Origin of the sequence: Haloferax sulfurifontis, assembly GCF_014635105.1 — an archaeon.
In the GTDB taxonomy this organism is placed as follows: domain Archaea; phylum Halobacteriota; class Halobacteria; order Halobacteriales; family Haloferacaceae; genus Haloferax; species Haloferax denitrificans.
The window spans coordinates 429386-446632 of sequence record NZ_BMCI01000002.1; the positions used below are offsets into that span (position 1 = coordinate 429386).

Sequence of the window (17247 nt, forward strand, 5' to 3'; positions counted from 1 at the left end):
ACCATCTGGGTTGCCCTTGGCCCGCGGTACCGCGATTCCTGCCCCGAAGACATTTATACTGCGATACCCCATGCCAAGGTGTGACGATTCGCGCATCTCCGGTGCGTGACTGCCGATAGCGTCGCCTTTCTTCGACGCAGTTGGCAAGTGTTAAATGGGTGCGTCCCAAAATCAGCCGTAGTATCCCGTGACAGCTTCTTCCAGCACCCAGCAGCACCATACATGGTAGACGTAAGCCAACACAAACTGGTTCCGGAACACACGAAACTCGACGACGAGGCCGTCGAGGACGTGTTACAGGAGTACAACGTCGAGAAGACGAACCTCCCGAAGATCAAGCTGAAGGACCCGGCGCTCCCCGAGGACGCAGAGCCCGGCGACGTCATCAAGATCGTTCGGAACTCTCGAACGACAGACAAAGCAGTCGTATACCGACTGGTGATTGAATGAACCGACAAGCGCGACGCGAGGTCTCTCGCAAGTACTTCTCCGAAGAACGGCTCGCTGAACACCACTTCCGCTCGTTTAACGCGTTCCTCGAACGCGGCATGATGGACGTCGTCGAAGAGAAGGCGACCATCGAGACCGACATCGGCGACAAGGAGGGCGAGGAACCCGTCTACGTCGAACTCGGTGGCGTCCGCGTGGAGACGCCCCGCGTCCGCGAGGCCGACGGCTCCGAGGAACTGCTCTTCCCGCAGGAAGCGCGCCTGCGCAACATCACCTACTCCGCCCCCGTGTTCATGGAGATGTCCATCGTCCGCGGCGGCGAGGAAGAAGAGGAAGTCGTCGTCGACACCGCCGAGACGAAGGTCGGCCGGATGCCCATCATGGTCGGCTCCTCGAAGTGCAACATCGCGGAGCTCTCCGACGAGGACCTCGTCGAAATCGGCGAGGACCCCGTCGACCCCGGCGGCTACTTCATCGTCAACGGCTCCGAGCGCGTGCTCATGACCTCGGAGGACCTGGCGCCGAACAAGATTCTCGCCGAGTACGACACGAAGTACGGCGACGAGATTCAGGTCGCGAAGACGTTCAGCCAGCGCCGCGGCTACCGCGCGCTCGTGCTCTGTGAGCGCAACCGCGAGGGGCTCCTCGAAGTGTCGTTCCCGTCGGTCTCCGGGAGCGTCAACTTCGTGACGCTCGTCCGCGCGCTCGGCCTCGAATCCGACGAGGAGATCGTCCACCGCGTCTCCGACGACCCGGAGATTGTGAAGTTCATGCTCGAAAACCTCGAAGAGGCCGAGGTGCAGACCCAAGAGCAGGCCATCGAGGCGCTCGGCAAGCGCGTCGCCGGCGGACAGGGCAAGAACTACCAGCTCAAGCGCGCCAACTACGTCATCGACCGCTACCTGCTCCCGCACCTCCACGAGGAGGGCGCGGAAGAAGAGGAAGTGCGCATGAACAAGGCGTACTACCTCTGTCGCATGGCCGAGGCGTGTTTCGAACTCGCACTCCAGCGCCGCGACTCCGACGACAAGGACCACTACGCCAACAAGCGCCTGAAGGTCTCCGGCGACCTCATGAAGGACCTCTTCCGGACGGCGCTCAACAAGCTGGCGCGCGACGTGAAGTACCAGCTCGAACGCGCCAACATGCGGAACCGGAACCTGACGGTCAACACCGTCGTCCGGTCCGACGTGCTCACAGAGCGGCTCGAACACCCCATCGCGACGGGCAACTGGGTCGGCGGCCGCTCCGGCGTCTCCCAGCTCGTCGACCGCACCGACTACATGGGTGTGCTGTCGCACCTGCGTCGCCTCCGGAGTCCGCTGTCGCGGTCCCAGCCGCACTTCGAGGCGCGCGACCTGCACGCGACCCAGTGGGGTCGCATCTGTCCCTCCGAGACTCCTGAGGGACCGAACTGCGGTCTGGTGAAGAACTTCGCGCAGGCGATGGAGCTCTCCCAGAACGTCGAAGACGAACAGTCGCTGAAACGAGAACTCGCGTCGATGGGTGTCGAGGGTATCCCCGGCATCGACAGCGTCGACGCCACACCCGCGGACGACTAACATGGCTCAGGCACAGCGAGAAGCGAAAGTATACGTCAACGGTAGTCTCGTCGGGACCCACCCGGACCCCAACCAACTCGCGGCACAGATTCGAGAGGCGCGCCGCCGCGGCGACGTGAGCCAGATGGTGAACGTCTCCGTCAAAGAGCGCACCCGCGAAGTCATCATCAACGCGGACGCGGGCCGCGCCCGCCGTCCGCTCATCGTCGTCGAAGACGGCGAGCCGCTCCTCGACGACGACCACGTCGAGGCGCTCGACAACGACGAACTCGACTTCGACGACCTCGTCGAGCGCGGGCTCGTCGAGTTCATCGACGCCGAGGAGGAAGAAGACATCTACGTCGCGGTCGACGAGGACGAACTCAACGAGGACCACACGCACCTCGAAATCGACCCACAGCTCATCTTCGGCATCGGCGCCGGGATGATTCCGTACCCGGAACACAACGCCTCGCCCCGCATTACGATGGGTGCAGGGATGATGAAGCAGTCCCTCGGGCTCCCCGCGGCGAACTACCGCATCCGCCCGGACACCCGCCAGCACCTCATGCACTACCCACAGCTCTCGATGGTCAAGACGCAGACCACGGAGCAGATCGGGTTCGACGAGCGACCGGCGGCCCAGAACTTCGTCGTGGCCGTCATGTCCTACGAGGGCTTCAACATCGAGGACGCGCTCGTCATGAACAAGGGCTCCGTCGAACGCGCCCTCGCACGCTCGCACTTCTTCCGCACCTACGAGGGCGAAGAGCGCCGCTACCCCGGCGGTCAGGAAGACCGCTTCGAGATTCCGTCGCAGGACGTGCGCGGCGCGCGCGGTGAAGACGCCTACTCGCACCTCGACGAGGACGGCCTCGTCAACCCCGAGACGGTCGTCGACGAGAACTCCGTCCTGCTCGGCAAGACCTCGCCGCCGCGGTTCCTCGAGGAACCCGACGACATGGCCGGTCTCTCGCCGCAGAAGCGCCGCGAGACCTCCGTCACGATGCGCTCGGGGGAATCCGGCGTCGTGGACACGGTCACGCTCATGGAGGGCGAAGACGGCTCGAAGCTCGCCAAGGTGTCCGTCCGCGACCAGCGCGTTCCGGAACTCGGCGACAAGTTCGCGTCCCGTCACGGACAGAAGGGCGTCGTGGGCCACCTGGCTCCCCAGGAGGACATGCCCTTCACCGCCGACGGCGTCGTTCCCGACCTCGTGCTCAACCCGCACGCCCTGCCGTCGCGCATGACGGTCGGCCACGTGCTGGAGATGCTCGGCGGGAAGGTCGGCGCGCTCGAAGGCCGACGCGTCGACGGCACCGCCTTCCAGGGCGAAAACGAAGAGGAACTCCGCTCGGCGCTCGAAGAGCGCGGGTTCATGTCCTCCGGAAAGGAGGTCATGTACTCCGGCGTCACCGGCGAGAAGATCGAGGCCGAAATCTTCGTCGGCATCATCTTCTACCACAAGCTGTACCACATGGTGAGCAACAAACTGCACGCCCGCTCGCGCGGTCCCGTGCAGGTGCTCACCCGCCAGCCGACGGAGGGTCGCGCCCGCGAGGGTGGCCTCCGTCTCGGGGAGATGGAGCGCGACACCGTCATCGGACACGGTGCCGCGATGGTGCTCCAGGAGCGCCTGCTCGACTCCTCCGACAAGGAGAAGGTCTACATCTCCGCCGACACCGGCATGGTCGCCGTCGAGGACCGCGACCAGCGCCGCATCTACGACCCGGTCACCGGCGACGAGGACAACATCCACGAAATCGAGATCAGCTACGCGTTCAAACTGCTTCTCGACGAGATGGTCGCGCTCGGCGTCCGCCCGCGAATCGAACTGAAGGACGCGGTCTAATCACTCATGTCAATGCAGACACCCAAAGAAATCGGCAGTATCCAGTTCGGGTTGATGGACCCGGAGACGTACCGAGACATGTCCGCGACGAAGGTCATCACCGCGGACACCTACGACGACGACGGCTACCCAATCGACATGGGTCTCATGGACCCGCGGCTGGGCGTCATCGACCCCGGTCTGCAGTGCCGCACCTGCGGCCAGCACTCCGGGTCGTGTAACGGGCACTTCGGCCACATCGAACTGGCCGCGCCCGTCATCCACGTCGGCTTCACGAAGCTCATCCGTCGCCTGCTCCGCTCGACGTGTCGAGAGTGCGGTCGCCTCTCGCTCACGCAGGAGGAGGCAGACGAGTACCGCGACAAGCTCGGTCGCACGAAGGAACTCGGCGACGACTGGAGCGACGTGATGAAGTCGGCGGTCCGGCAGGCCCGCAAGGCCCACCGCTGTCCCCACTGCGGCTCGCCCCAGCACGACATCAAACACGAGAAGCCGACGACCTACTACGAGGTCCAGAACGTGCTCGCCGGGGACTACTCCGAGCGCATCGCCGAAGCGATGCAACCCGACCCCGACGACGAGGACGACGAGGGCGTCGACCCCGTCACCCTCGCCAACGAGACCGGTCTCGACGCCGAGCGAGTCAATCAGGTGCTCGCCGGCGAGTTCCGCCCGGTCGGCGACGACCGCAAGGCGCTCGAAAAGGCGCTCGACCTCGACCTCACGGAAGAGGACATGAACAAGCTGATGCCCTCGGACATCCGCGACTGGTTCGAGGACATCCCGGACGATGACCTCGTCACGCTCGGCATCGACCCCGACCGGTCGCGCCCCGAGTGGATGATTCTGACCGTCCTCCCCGTCCCGCCGGTCACGGCGCGTCCCTCCATCACGCTGGACAACGGCCAGCGCTCCGAGGACGACCTGACTCACAAGCTCGTGGACATCATCCGCATCAACCAGCGGTTCATGGAGAACCGCGAGGCGGGTGCGCCACAGCTGATTATCGAGGACCTGTGGGAACTGCTCCAGTACCACGTCACCACGTTCATCGACAACGAGATTTCGGGCACGCCGCCGGCGCGCCACCGCTCCGGCCGCCCGCTGAAGACGCTCAGCCAGCGCCTGAAGGGCAAGGAGGGTCGCTTCCGCGGCTCCCTGTCCGGCAAGCGCGTCAACTTCTCGGCGCGTACCGTCATCTCGCCGGACCCGACGCTCTCGCTCAACGAGGTCGGCGTCCCGGACCGCGTCGCGTCCGAGATGACCCAGACGATGAACGTCACCGAGCGCAACATCGACGAGGCTCGGCAGTACGTCCGTAACGGCCCCGAGAGCCACCCCGGCGCGAACTACGTCCGCCGCCCGGACGGCCGCCGCCTGAAGGTGACAGAGAAGAACTGCGAGGAGCTCGCGGAGAAAGTCGAACTCGGCTGGGAGGTCAACCGCCACCTCGTCGACGGCGACATCGTCATCTTCAACCGACAGCCGTCGCTCCACCGGATGTCCATCATGGCGCACGAAGTCGTCGTGATGCCGTACAAGACGTTCCGCCTGAACACCGTCGTCTGCCCGCCGTACAACGCCGACTTCGACGGCGACGAGATGAACATGCACGCCCTCCAGAACGAGGAGGCCCGTGCCGAGGCGCGCGTCCTCATGCGCGTCCAAGAGCAGATTCTCTCGCCGCGCTTCGGTGAGAACATCATCGGCGCGATTCAGGACCACATCTCGGGAACTTACCTGCTCACCCACGACAACCCCGAGTTCGTCGAGACGCAGGCGCTCGACCTGCTCCGCGCGACGCGCGTGGACACGCTCCCCGAACCCGCGGGCGAAAACGAGGACGGCCAGCCCTACTGGACCGGCCAGCAGATCTTCTCCGAGCTTCTGCCGGACGACCTGAACATGGAGTTCACCTCGAAGGTCGGCGACACGGTCACCATCGAGGACGGCCAGCTCACGCAGGGAACCATCGACGAGGACGCCGTCGGCGCGTTCGGCGGCGAAATCGTCGACGCCCTCGCGAAGGACTACTCGAAGACGCGCTCGCGCATCTTCATCAACGAGATTGCCTCGCTCGCGATGCGCGCCATCATGCACTTCGGGCTGTCTATCGGTATCGACGACGAGTCCATCCCGGACGAGGCGACGGCGCAGGTCGACGAGGCCATCGACGCCGCCTACGACAAGATTCAGGAACTCATCGAAATCTACGAGGCGGGCGAACTCGAGTCCCTGCCGGGTCGCTCCGTCGACGAGACGCTGGAGATGAAGATTATGCAGCGCCTCGGCAAGGCGCGCGACTCCGCCGGCGAAATCGCCGAAGACCACTTCGAGGAGGACAACCCCGCGGTCGTGATGTCGAAGTCCGGCGCGCGTGCGTCCATGCTCAACCTGACCCAGATGGCCGGCTGTGTCGGCCAGCAGGCGGTTCGGGGCGAGCGTATCAACCGCGGCTACGAAGGCCGCACCCTGAGTCACTACCAACCGGGTGACCTCTCGGCAGAGGCCCACGGCTTCGTCGAGAACTCCTACCGCGCCGGTCTCACGCCGCGTGAGTTCTTCTTCCACGCGATGGGTGGCCGCGAGGGGCTTGTCGACACGGCAGTCCGGACCTCGAAGTCCGGTTACCTCCAGCGTCGGCTCATTAACGCCCTCTCCGAGCTCGAAGCGCAGTACGACGGCTCCGTCCGCGACACGTCGGGGACCATCGTCCAGTTCGAGTTCGGCGAGGACGGCACGAGCCCGGTGAAGGTCTCGTCCGACGACGAGAACCCCATCGACGTCGAGAACATCGCCGACCGCATCCTCACCTCGGAGTTCAGCTCCGCGGAGGAGAAGGAACGCTTCCTCGGCGAGCGCGAACCGCCGACCAACCTCTCCGAGCACGCCGAACCGCGTGTCGACGCCCGTGCGGGGGTCGAATCCGATGACTGAACACGACGCAACCGCCGACTACGAGTTCGTCGACGACGCCGTCGTCGACATCGTCGAGACCAAAGAGCTGTCTCGACGACTGAAGGACCGCATCTACCAGACCATCGAAGAGCGCGAGGGCGTCACCCTCGACCAGGCCGGCGAAATCGCGCAGGCCGTCGAGGCGCGCTACCTCGACACCCGCGTCGACCCGCTCGACCCCGTCGGGACGGTCTCGGCGCAGTCCATCGGTGAGCCGGGGACGCAGATGACGATGAACACGTTCCACTACGCGGGCGTCGCCGAAATCGACGTCACGCAGGGACTGCCGCGGCTCATCGAACTGGTGGACGCGCGGAAGACCCCCGACACGCCGATGATGACGGTGTACCTCGACGACGAGTACGCGAACAACCGCGAACTCGCCCACCAGGTCGTCTGGAACATCGAGTCCACGAAGATTCTGGCGCTCGGCGACATCTCGACGAACGTCGCCGACATGGTCGTGCAGGTCAACCTCAACGACGAGACGCTCCTCGAACGCTGGCCGACCTACGACGACGAGGGCGTCGTCGCAAGCGAGATTGCCGAGACCATCGAGGACGCGCTCGGCATCAAGACCCGCCGCGAGGGGACGCTCATCGAGTTCGGTCCCGAGAGCCCGAGCTACCGCCGGCTCCTCCAACTCGTCGAGGAACTGCGCGACATCGTGTTCAAGGGCATCGAGGAGGTCTCCCGCGTCGTCATCCGCAAGGAGGACAACGAGAACACCGACGGCGAGGAGTTCGTCCTCTACACCGAGGGCTCGGCGTTCGGCGACGCGCTCGCCATCGAGGGCGTCGACGCCTCCCGGACCACCTCGAACAACATCCACGAGGTGCACAAACAGCTCGGCATCGAGGCCGCCCGCGAGGCCATCATCGACGAGACGATGAACACGCTCCGCGAGCAGGGTCTCGACGACGTGAACATCCGCCACCTGATGCTCGTCGCGGACATCATGACGAACGACGGGACCATCGAGTCCATCGGCCGTCACGGTATCTCCGGGTCGAAGGACTCCGTCCTCGCCCGCGCCGCGTTCGAGGTCACGGTCAACCACCTGCTCGACGCCGCCATCCACGGCGAGGAAGACGACCTCGACGGCGTCATCGAGAACGTCATCGTCGGCAAGCCGATCGCTATCGGCACCGGCGACGTGGACCTCCGCATGGGCTCGCTCGACGTCGAGGACGCGGACGCCAACGCGGCACCCGAACCGTCCGACGACTGACGATGAAAGTTACGCTGTCGGATACGGCCCGGCGCTTCATCGCGCTCTTCGAGGAGGAGACGGAGGCGACCGCCCACGACTGTCTCGTCTTCGACGACCGGGTCGTCTTCCTCGTCGCCGCGGGCGACATGGCGACGGCCATCGGCCCCGGCGGGCGGACCGTCCAGTCGGTCGAACGCCAACTCGGCCGGACGGTCGAACTGGTCGAAGACGCCGACACGCCCGAGGCGTTCGTCGCGAGCGCGCTCGCGCCGGCGGCCGTCCGACACGTGACTCTCTCGCGGCAGAACGACACCGTCGCGTACGTCGAGGTCGCCGAGGCCGACCGCGGCGTCGCCATCGGCGCGAGCGGGAAAACCATCGACACCGCCCGCGAACTGGCGCGTCGCCACTACGACATCGACGACATCCAGTTGACGTAACGCGGCGGTCGACTCGACCACACGTTTTTGTCCCCGCCGAACGGCGAGCTACGCATGTCGCCGATACGACAGTCGTTGGGGGTCGCGGTCGGGCAACTCGACCCGACGCAGTTCTCGGAGTACGAGGAGCTCGCGAGCGCGACCGCGGGGTTCGCCGCCGCGGCGGTCGCGGTCTATCTCGTCGGCCGACTCCTGGTCGTCCCCGGCGTGACGCGACTCGTCAGCGCCCGGAACCGGAACAACCCGACGCTGAAGTCGGCGACGGAGACCTACGCGCACGCCTTCGTCATCGTCGTCGCCGCGCTCGCGGGCGTCGTCGGCGCGGGGTACGTCTCGGTGCTCACGGACACGGCGCTCGTCGTCGCGGCGCTGACGCTCGTCGTCGGCGTCGCCGGGCAGGAGGTCATCGGCGCGCTCATCAGCGGCCTCTTTCTCGTGGCCGACCCGGATTTCAACGTCGGCGACTGGATATCGTGGCCCGGCGGCGAGGGCGTCGTCGAGGCGGTCGACTTCCGGGTCACGCGCGTGCGGACGGTGAACAACGAGACCATCTCCGTGCCGAACACGGAGCTCACGACGAACGCGCTCACCCGGCCGTACGGCCGCGAACGGTACCGAATCACCGAGCGCGTCGACGTCGCGTACGCCGACGACACGGAGCTGGCGCTCCGCGAACTCGTCGAGACGGCGCGGGAGGACGACCGCGTGCTGGACGAGCCGGAGCCGACCGCGCGCATCCTCGAATTCGCCGGGAGCTCGATCGGACTGCAGGCGGAGTTCTGGGTCGCCTCGCCGATGGACGTGAGCCTCGTCGACGTTCGCTCGGGGTACCGACGGCGCGTCAAGCGGCGGTTCGACGAGGAGGGACTGACGCTCGGGCCGGCGTCGGGACGGGAGGTCAGCGGCCGCCTCGACGTGGACCTCGTCGGGGAGCGCGGCGGCGAGTGAGCCGGCGAACGGGGGCGAAAACGCCCAGTGTGACGACCGTTCACACGGAGGGGCGAAACGACACTATCTCCGGGCGGTTTAGTCGCTCTTCGACGCGGAGGGGCCGTCGTTCGAATCGGCGAAACGACCTCAGATTCCTCCTTAGGGGCCGCTAATCGCTCCTGAAGCCGTCTCGTCGGATTCGAAAAGGGAGGCTTAAGTAGCTCCATCTGGAACTGTTGTTCACTATGGCGAACGGCAAATACGCCGCGCGCAAGCTCAAGCAGGACCGGCAGAAGCGCCGCTGGTCCGACTCTGAGTACGCGCGCCGTGAGCGCGGTCTCGGCAAGAAGTCCGACCCGCTCGAGGGTGCCCCGCAGGGTCGCGGCATCGTCCTCGAGAAGGTCGGTATCGAAGCGAAACAGCCGAACTCGGCGATTCGGAAATGCGTCCGTGTTCAGCTCATCAAGAACGGAAAGCAGGTCACCGCTTTCTGTCCGGGTGACGGCGCGATTTCGTTCATCGACGAGCACGACGAAGTCACCATCGCCGGTATCGGTGGCGCGAAGGGTCGCGCGATGGGTGACCTTTCGGGTGTCAACTACAAGGTCGAGAAGGTCAACGGCGTCTCGATGATCGAACTCGTCCGCGGAAACGCCGAAAAGCCGGTGCGCTAACCATGTCGGAAAGCGACGCACCCGAGCCCGAGTCCCCCGCGAGTAGCGAGGAAGCAAAGGAGAACGCGCTTCTGTTCGGCGTCTGGGACGTCTCCGAGATGGAGTACACCGACCCCAGCATGAGCCGGTACATCAAGGCGACGCCCATCGCCCACACGATGGGTCGTCACGCCTCGAAGCAGTTCCAGAAGTCCGAAATCAGCATCGTCGAGCGGCTCATCAACCGCCTGATGCAGACCGAGGACAACACGGGACACAAACAGAAGACGAGCAAAATCGTCAAGGAAGCGTTCGACATCGTCAACGAGCGCACCGAGGAGAACCCCGTGCAGGTGCTCATCCGCGCGGTCGAGAACGCCGGTCCCCGCGAGGAGACCGTCCGCCTCAAGTACGGCGGCATCTCGGTCCCGCAGGCCGTCGACGTCGCGCCCCAGCGCCGCGTCGACGAGGCGCTGAAGTTCATCGCGCAGGGAACCCTCAGCGGATCCTACAAGACGACGACCACCGCCGCCGAGTCGCTCGCACAACAGCTCATCGGCGCGGCCGACTACGACGTCCAGACGTACGCTATCTCCCAGAAAGAGGAGAAAGAGCGCGTCGCCGAAGCGGCCCGGTAATCTCTCCGCTCTCTTTCGTTTTTCACCGCGACGAGTGGCGACGCCGGACGGCGGGGTCGTTGGTTCGTTCGCCCGCCCTCCCGCGGTCGGCGCGCGGCGTTCAGTCGGCGGCCATCCCCGGGTTGACGACGTAGTGTTTCACCACGTCGACGAGCGTCCGGCGGTAGTCGCTTTTCGAGGGGTCGTCGGCGAGCGTTCGGAACCGCTCTTTGAACGTGTCGAGCGACACCGACGGCGCGTCGTCGGCCGCGGCGTGCGCGAGGTCGTACAGCCGGTGGTCCGGTTCGACGAGGTCGTGCCGTTCGACGAGCGCGAGGGCGAACGCGGCGTTCACGGCCGTAATCTCGGGGTCCGACCCGGCGGTGACGAGCCGGGACCCCGGCCGCCCGGACGCCTGCGGTCGGTCGGCGAGCGCCGCGGCCAGTTGCGATTCGAGGAACTGGACGAGTTTGTCCGCGGGCGCGACAGACAGCGTCAGGTCGTCGGCGTAGATGTCCTTGCAGTGGTTGGCGATCTGGTAGCAGTGCGCGAGCTTTCGGCGCTCGACGGTGCGCCCCGCGAGCGCGAGAAAGACCGCCTCGCGCGTGGACTGGTAGTGCGAGACGTGACCCTCCTCGTTTCGGGCCATGTGCGATAGCTCGTGGAGCGCGAGCTCGCGGGCCATCGCGCTGGTGGCGGCCTGCCGGGAGATGTTGAGGACGTGGCGGTCCTGATAGTGGCCGGCCCACGTGCGGGAATCGGGGTCGTCGCGAACGCGCACGTACACGGGGTACGAGAGCTCGAACTCGGTTTCGAACAGGTCGGCGGCGCTCAAGAACGGGTCTGCCGGTGCGCCCCCGACGACTCGGAGGTCCATTCAACTTGAGAAATGTTATCAACCAACATGACTCTTGCGCCGAGCGCGGCGACGAGATTCGCGTCCGGCGGACAGTCGCGCCTATCGTGACAAAAATGCTCATACCCCGGCGGTAGGACGGCTGAAAATGGGAAATCCGCTCGGCAAAAACACTACTCTTTTGACCCTCCTGCCGGTAGACCCCTGTATAATGGGCCGACGAAAGAAGATCGTCCAGGAATGTGAGAAACTGATGGACAAGCCGGAGCAGATCCGGAACATCGCCATCGCCGCTCACGTCGACCACGGTAAGACGACCCTCTCCGACAACCTCCTCGCGGGTGCGGGCATGATCTCCGACGAGACTGCCGGCCAGCAGCTCGCGATGGACACGAAGGAAGACGAACAGGAACGCGGCATCACCATCGACGCCGCAAACGTCTCGATGACCCACGAATGGGAAGGCGAGAACCACCTCATCAACCTCATCGACACGCCGGGCCACGTCGACTTCGGTGGCGACGTGACGCGCGCGATGCGCGCCGTCGACGGTGCGCTCGTCGTCGTCGACGCCGTCGAGGGTGCCATGCCGCAGACCGAGACGGTCCTGCGTCAGGCGCTCCGCGAGGGCGTCAAGCCGGCGCTTTTCATCAACAAGGTCGACCGCCTCATCAACGAACTGCAGGAAGGTCCCGAGGAGATGCAGAAGCGCCTCGTCGACGTCATCTCCGACGTCAACGAGCTCATCCGCGGGATGACCGAGGAGAAGGACTACGACTGGACGGTCTCCGTCGAAGACGGGACCGTCGCCTTCGGGTCCGCCCTCTACAAGTGGGGCGTCTCCATGCCGTCGATGGAGGAGACCGGCATCTCCTTCGGCGACATCATGGAACTCGAGCGCGGTGGCGACCGCCAGGAACTCCACGAGCGCACGCCGCTTTCGGACGTCGTCCTCGACATGGTCGCGGAGCACTTCCCCGACCCGCTCGACGCCCAGCCCCGTCGTATCCCGACGGTCTGGCGCGGTGACTCCGAGTCCGACCTCGCGCGCCAGATGCGCGAAGTCGACGACGAGGGCGAAGTCGTCTTCATGGCGACCGACATCTCGATGGACCCCCACGCGGGCGAAATCGCCACGGGCCGCCTGTTCTCCGGTACCATCCGCAAGGGTCAGGAGCTCTACGTCTCCGGGACCGCGGGCAAGAACCGCGTCCAGTCCGTCGGTGTCTTCATGGGCGGCGAGCGCGAGGAACTCGACCGCGGCGTCCCCGCGGGGAACATCGCGGCCGTCACGGGTCTCCGTGACGCTATCGCCGGTTCTACCGTCTCCTCCGTCGAGATGACGCCGTTCGAGTCCATCGAGCACATCTCCGAGCCTGTCATCACGAAGTCCGTCGAGGCAGAGCGCATGGACGACCTGCCGAAGCTCATCCAGACGCTCCAGCAGGTCGCGAAGGAAGACCCGACCATCCGCATCGAGATTAACGAGGACACGGGCGAGCACCTCATCTCCGGTCAGGGCGAGCTCCACCTCGAAGTCATCACCCAGCGTATCCGCGACAACCAGGGCATCCCGGTCCGCACCGGTGAGCCGATTGTCGTCTACCGCGAGCAGGTCCAGGGCAAGTCCCACGAGGTCGAGGGCGTCTCCCCGAACCGCCACAACAAGTTCTACATCACGGCGGAACCCCTCTCGCAGGACATCGTCGACTCCATCAAGCTCGGCGAAATCTCGATGGACATGCCCGAACTGGAGCGCCGCGAGGCCCTCCAGGAAGCCGGCATGGACAAGGACACGTCCCAGAACGTCGAACACATCCACGGGACGAACATCCTCATCGACGACACGAAGGGTATCCAGCACCTCAACGAGACGATGGAACTCGTCATCGAGGGCCTCGAAGAGGCGCTCGACGACGGTCCGCTCGCCGCGGAGCCCGTTCAGGGGACGCTCCTGCGCCTCCACGACGCGCGACTCCACGAGGACACCATCCACCGCGGTCCCGCCCAGGTCATCCCTGCGACGCGTGACGCGGTCCACCGCTCGCTCATCGCGGGTCAGGTGAAGCTCCTCGAACCCATCCAGAACGTCCGCATCGACGTCGCCTCCGAATACATGGGCTCGGCCTCCGGCGAGATTCAGGGTCGCCGCGGCCGCGTCGACGACATGTATCAGGAAGGTGACCTCATGGTCATCGAGGGCATCGCGCCCGTCGAAGAGATGATCGGCTTCTCGTCGGACATCCGTTCGGCCACGGAAGGCCGCGCCTCCTGGAACACGGAGAACGCCGGCTTCCGCGTGCTCTCGGACAACCTCCAGCGCGAGAAGATCATGGAGATTCGCGAGCGCAAGGGCATGAAGCTCGAACTCTCGCAGGCTATCGACTACATCTAAGCGCGTCTCTCCGCGCCTTCTTTCGATTTTTCACCCGGACAGCGATAGCCCCGGTTCGTCGGCCCCTCCCCGCGCCGCCGGGTGTCCCTCCGTTTCGCCTCCGCCTCCATTACGGCTCAGTTCGCTTCGGCGGAGCAACCCCGGCGTGCCGCCTCGACTCGCGGGCGTCACCGCCTGTGACATATGCCAGCACGCTCTCGGCGTCGGCAAACCGTGTCGCCTGCGAAGGCTTATACCGCGTGGCCGAATCACGGGTAGATATGCGTAAGGGCACGTCTCTCGACTCCTGGCGCGACGACGCGAAACCACGACAAAGCCGCGCGTCGCGGACAACAGCGTCGGGACGGCCCGCGGGGGTGGGGCGATGAGCGCACAGGACCTCGACGGCGGGAGCGACGCCGAGGCCGACGGGAGCGGCGAGATGCCGAAGCCGCACACGATTCGGCTCGAACTCGCCGACGAGCCCGGACAGTTGCTGGCCGCGCTCGCGCCGATCTCCGACAACGGCGGCAATCTCCTGTCTATCTTCCACGAGCGCGGGAATCTGACCCCGCGCGGACACATCCCCGTGGAGGTCGACCTCGAATGCCCGCCCGACCGCTTCGAGCGAATCGTCGACGCGCTCCGCGACGCCGGCGTCAACGTCATCCGCGCCGGCGCGGAGCACTTCGGCGAGGAGGTGATGGTCATCCTCGTCGGCGACACCGTCGACTCCGACCTCTCGGACACGCTCCATCGCATCGAGTCCTCGGCGGACGCGACGCTTCAGGACCTGTCGCTGTCCGCCCGCGAGGGGACCGACGAGGCGTCGAGCGCCCGGCTCCGACTCGCGGTCCGCTCGGGTCGCGTCGACGAGACGCTCGCGGTCGTTCGCGACCTCGCGGCCGAGAAGGGACTGCACGTCGTCGAGCCGCTCGCGGAGGGCTCCCAATGAGCCTCAGACTCGCCGTGCTCGGCGCGGGCGCGGTCGGCGGCTCCGTCCTCGACCTCGCGGGCGATTACGGCCACGAGGTCGTCGCGTTCGCGGACTCGTCTTCCTCCGCGGTCGACCCCGCCGGACTCGACCCGAGCGCGGTCCACGACCGCAAAGAGCGCGACGGCGTGGTCGGCGACGCGGACCCCGAGTCGGTGTTCGACGCCGACTACGACGTGTTGGTGGAAGCGACGCCGACGACGCTCGGCGACGCCGAACCCGGCTTCTCGCACGTCGAGCGCGCGCTGGCCGACGACCGCCACGTCGTGCTCGCGAACAAGGGTCCGGTCGCGGAACGGTACGCCGACCTGCGCGCGCTCGAAGCCGAAAGCGAGGGGACCGTCCAGTTCGAGGCGGCCGTCGGCGGCGCGATTCCCATCCTCTCGACCATCTCGGACCTCGGCGCGCCGCACGTGACCGCCGCGCGCGGCGTGCTGAACGGGACGGCGAACTTCATCCTCTCGCGGATGGCCGCCGAGGGTCTCGACTACGAGCACGTGCTCGCGGAAGCCCAAGACCTCGGCGTCGCCGAGGCCGACCCGACCTTCGACGTGGACGGCATCGACGCCGCGCTGAAGTTCGTCATCCTCGCCAACGTCCTCTCCGACGGCGAGACGGAGTACGCGCTCGACGACGCCGAGGTCGAGGGCATCCGCAACGTTCCGGGGACGGCGCTCGACCTCGCCGCCGAGGACGGCCGGACGGTCCGCCTCATCGGCGAGGCGACCGCCGACGGCGTCCGCGTGGCTCCGCGGCTGATTCCGCAGGGCTCCGCGCTGTCGGTCACGGGCACGCAGAACATCGTCCAGTTGGAGACCAAACACGCGGGGCAACTGAACATCAGCGGCCGCGGAGCGGGCGGTCCCGAGACGGCGACGGCCGTCCTGTCCGACGTGTCTCGTCTCGAATAGCCACACAGACGGCCCGTACCCCTCGTTTTCTTCGACTGTCGACTTCGACCGAGCGTCCCACTCCCGAGACCGTGGTATGGTTCCGCAAATCGCAGTACGGCGGTTAGACGGCCCGTAGCGCGTATCGAAATCGTTTTAGGGGTTTCAGCAAAAACATTCCCCACAGAGCGCCTTAGCGCGTGAACACACCAATGAGCGACAAACCCCACCAGAACCTGGCCATTATCGGCCACGTCGACCACGGTAAGAGTACGCTCGTCGGCCGACTCCTGTTCGAGACCGGCTCCGTCCCGGAGCACGTCATCGAGCAGCACCGAGAGGAAGCCGAGGAGAAGGGCAAGGGCGGATTCGAATTCGCCTACGTCATGGACAACCTCGCCGAAGAGCGCGAGCGCGGTGTCACCATCGACATCGCCCACCAGGAGTTCGACACGGACGAGTTCTACTTCACCATCGTCGACTGTCCTGGCCACCGCGACTTCGTCAAGAACATGATCACCGGTGCCTCGCAGGCTGACAACGCGGTCCTCGTCGTCGCCGCCGACGACGGTGTCGCACCTCAGACCCGCGAGCACGTCTTCCTCGCCCGCACCCTGGGCATCGGCGAACTCATCATCGCGGTCAACAAGATGGACGTCGTCGACTACAGCGAAGACAAGTACAAGGACGTCAAGGAGCAGGTCAACAAGCTTCTCAAGCAGGTCCGCTTCAACTCCGACGACGCGACCTACGTCCCGATTTCGGCCTTCGAAGGCGACAACATCGCCGAGCGCTCCGACAACACGCCGTGGTACGACGGCGACATTCTCCTCGAAGCGCTCAACAACCTGCCGGCACCGCAGCCGCCGACGGACGCGCCGCTGCGCCTGCCCATCCAGGACGTCTACACCATCTCCGGCATCGGTACGGTCCCGGTCGGCCGTATCGAGACGGGTACCCTCAACCCCGGCGACAACGTGAGCTTCCAGCCCTCTGACGTCGGCGGCGAGGTCAAGACCGTCGAGATGCACCACGAGGAAGTCGACCAGGCCGGACCTGGCGACAACGTTGGTTTCAACGTCCGTGGCGTCGGCAAGGACGACATCCGCCGCGGCGACGTCTGTGGCCCGGCTGACGACCCGCCGAAGGTCGCCGAGACCTTCAAGGCGCAGGTCGTCGTCATGCAGCACCCCTCGGTCATCACCGCTGGCTACACGCCGGTCTTCCACGCCCACACGGCGCAGGTCGCGTGTACCATCGAGTCGATCGACCAGAAGCTCGACCCCGCGTCGGGCGAGGTTGCTGAGGAGAACCCGGACTTCATCAAGTCCGGCGACGCCGCTATCGTGACCGTCCGTCCGCAGAAGCCGCTCAGCATCGAGCCGTCCTCCGAGATTCCGGAGCTCGGCAGCTTCGCTGTCCGTGACATGGGTCAGACCATCGCGGCCGGCAAAGTGCTCGAAGTCAACGAGCGATAAC

Annotated in this window: 14 protein-coding genes; 13 read left to right on the forward strand and 1 reads right to left on the reverse strand. The window is 65.8% G+C overall.

From position 1 onward, the window contains the following. Positions 1-222 precede the first annotated feature (222 nt). From IEV64_RS06700 to IEV64_RS06740, 9 genes are all read left to right on the forward strand, one after another. On the forward strand, positions 223-450 hold the full coding sequence (locus tag IEV64_RS06700) for a DNA-directed RNA polymerase subunit H (protein ID WP_004044577.1): 228 nt from the start codon (positions 223-225) through the stop codon (positions 448-450). Then, positions 447-2012: a DNA-directed RNA polymerase subunit B'' gene (locus IEV64_RS06705; protein WP_004969057.1), complete on the forward strand. Its 1566-nt coding sequence runs from the start codon at positions 447-449 to the stop codon at positions 2010-2012. The genes IEV64_RS06700 and IEV64_RS06705 overlap by 4 nt, the downstream gene beginning before the upstream one ends. 1 nt (position 2013) lies before the next feature. Beyond that, positions 2014-3843: a DNA-directed RNA polymerase subunit B gene (rpoB, locus tag IEV64_RS06710; protein ID WP_004044575.1), complete on the forward strand. Its 1830-nt coding sequence runs from the start codon at positions 2014-2016 to the stop codon at positions 3841-3843. A gap of 12 nt (positions 3844-3855) precedes the next feature. Next, positions 3856-6780 carry a DNA-directed RNA polymerase subunit A' gene (locus IEV64_RS06715; protein WP_004969059.1) on the forward strand — a complete coding sequence of 975 codons (2925 nt, stop codon included), beginning with the start codon at positions 3856-3858 and terminating at the stop codon, positions 6778-6780. After that, the gene (gene rpoA2, locus IEV64_RS06720; protein ID WP_004969060.1) at positions 6773-8032 is read left to right on the forward strand and encodes a DNA-directed RNA polymerase subunit A''; all 1260 of its coding nucleotides are present in this window, start codon (positions 6773-6775) and stop codon (positions 8030-8032) included. Before IEV64_RS06715 ends, rpoA2 begins: the two co-directional genes overlap by 8 nt. 2 nt (positions 8033-8034) lie before the next feature. Next, on the forward strand, positions 8035-8454 hold the full coding sequence (locus IEV64_RS06725) for a NusA-like transcription termination signal-binding factor (protein WP_004044572.1): 420 nt from the start codon (positions 8035-8037) through the stop codon (positions 8452-8454). Positions 8455-8508: 54 nt separating this feature from the next. Next, positions 8509-9402 carry a mechanosensitive ion channel family protein gene (locus IEV64_RS06730; protein WP_007274978.1) on the forward strand — a complete coding sequence of 298 codons (894 nt, stop codon included), beginning with the start codon at positions 8509-8511 and terminating at the stop codon, positions 9400-9402. 227 nt (positions 9403-9629) lie between these two features. Beyond that, positions 9630-10058 carry a 30S ribosomal protein S12 gene (locus IEV64_RS06735; RefSeq protein ID WP_004044570.1) on the forward strand — a complete coding sequence of 143 codons (429 nt, stop codon included), beginning with the start codon at positions 9630-9632 and terminating at the stop codon, positions 10056-10058. Positions 10059-10060: 2 nt separating this feature from the next. After that, positions 10061-10675 (forward strand): 30S ribosomal protein S7, encoded by a 615-nt coding sequence (locus tag IEV64_RS06740; protein WP_188423484.1) that lies wholly within the window; start codon positions 10061-10063, stop codon positions 10673-10675. A gap of 100 nt (positions 10676-10775) precedes the next feature. On the opposite strand, the gene IEV64_RS06745 is transcribed toward IEV64_RS06740, so the two are convergent. Then, positions 10776-11531 (reverse strand): DUF5781 family protein, encoded by a 756-nt coding sequence (locus IEV64_RS06745; RefSeq protein ID WP_188423485.1) that lies wholly within the window; start codon positions 11529-11531, stop codon positions 10776-10778. Positions 11532-11721: 190 nt separating this feature from the next. On the opposite strand from IEV64_RS06745, the gene IEV64_RS06750 reads away from it, so the two are divergent. From IEV64_RS06750 to tuf, 4 genes are all read left to right on the forward strand, one after another. Beyond that, a complete protein-coding gene (locus IEV64_RS06750; RefSeq protein ID WP_004969064.1) occupies positions 11722-13905 on the forward strand; it encodes an elongation factor EF-2 in 2184 nt (727 codons plus the stop codon). A 364-nt stretch (positions 13906-14269) separates the two neighbouring features. Next, positions 14270-14839, forward strand: coding sequence for a hypothetical protein (locus tag IEV64_RS06755; protein ID WP_004969065.1), 570 nt, complete (start codon positions 14270-14272; stop codon positions 14837-14839). Further along, the gene (locus IEV64_RS06760) at positions 14836-15789 is read left to right on the forward strand and encodes a homoserine dehydrogenase (protein ID WP_188423486.1); all 954 of its coding nucleotides are present in this window, start codon (positions 14836-14838) and stop codon (positions 15787-15789) included. Before IEV64_RS06755 ends, IEV64_RS06760 begins: the two co-directional genes overlap by 4 nt. Positions 15790-15980: 191 nt before the next feature. After that, positions 15981-17246, forward strand: coding sequence for a translation elongation factor EF-1 subunit alpha (tuf, locus tag IEV64_RS06765; protein ID WP_004969067.1), 1266 nt, complete (start codon positions 15981-15983; stop codon positions 17244-17246). Position 17247 lies beyond the last annotated feature (1 nt).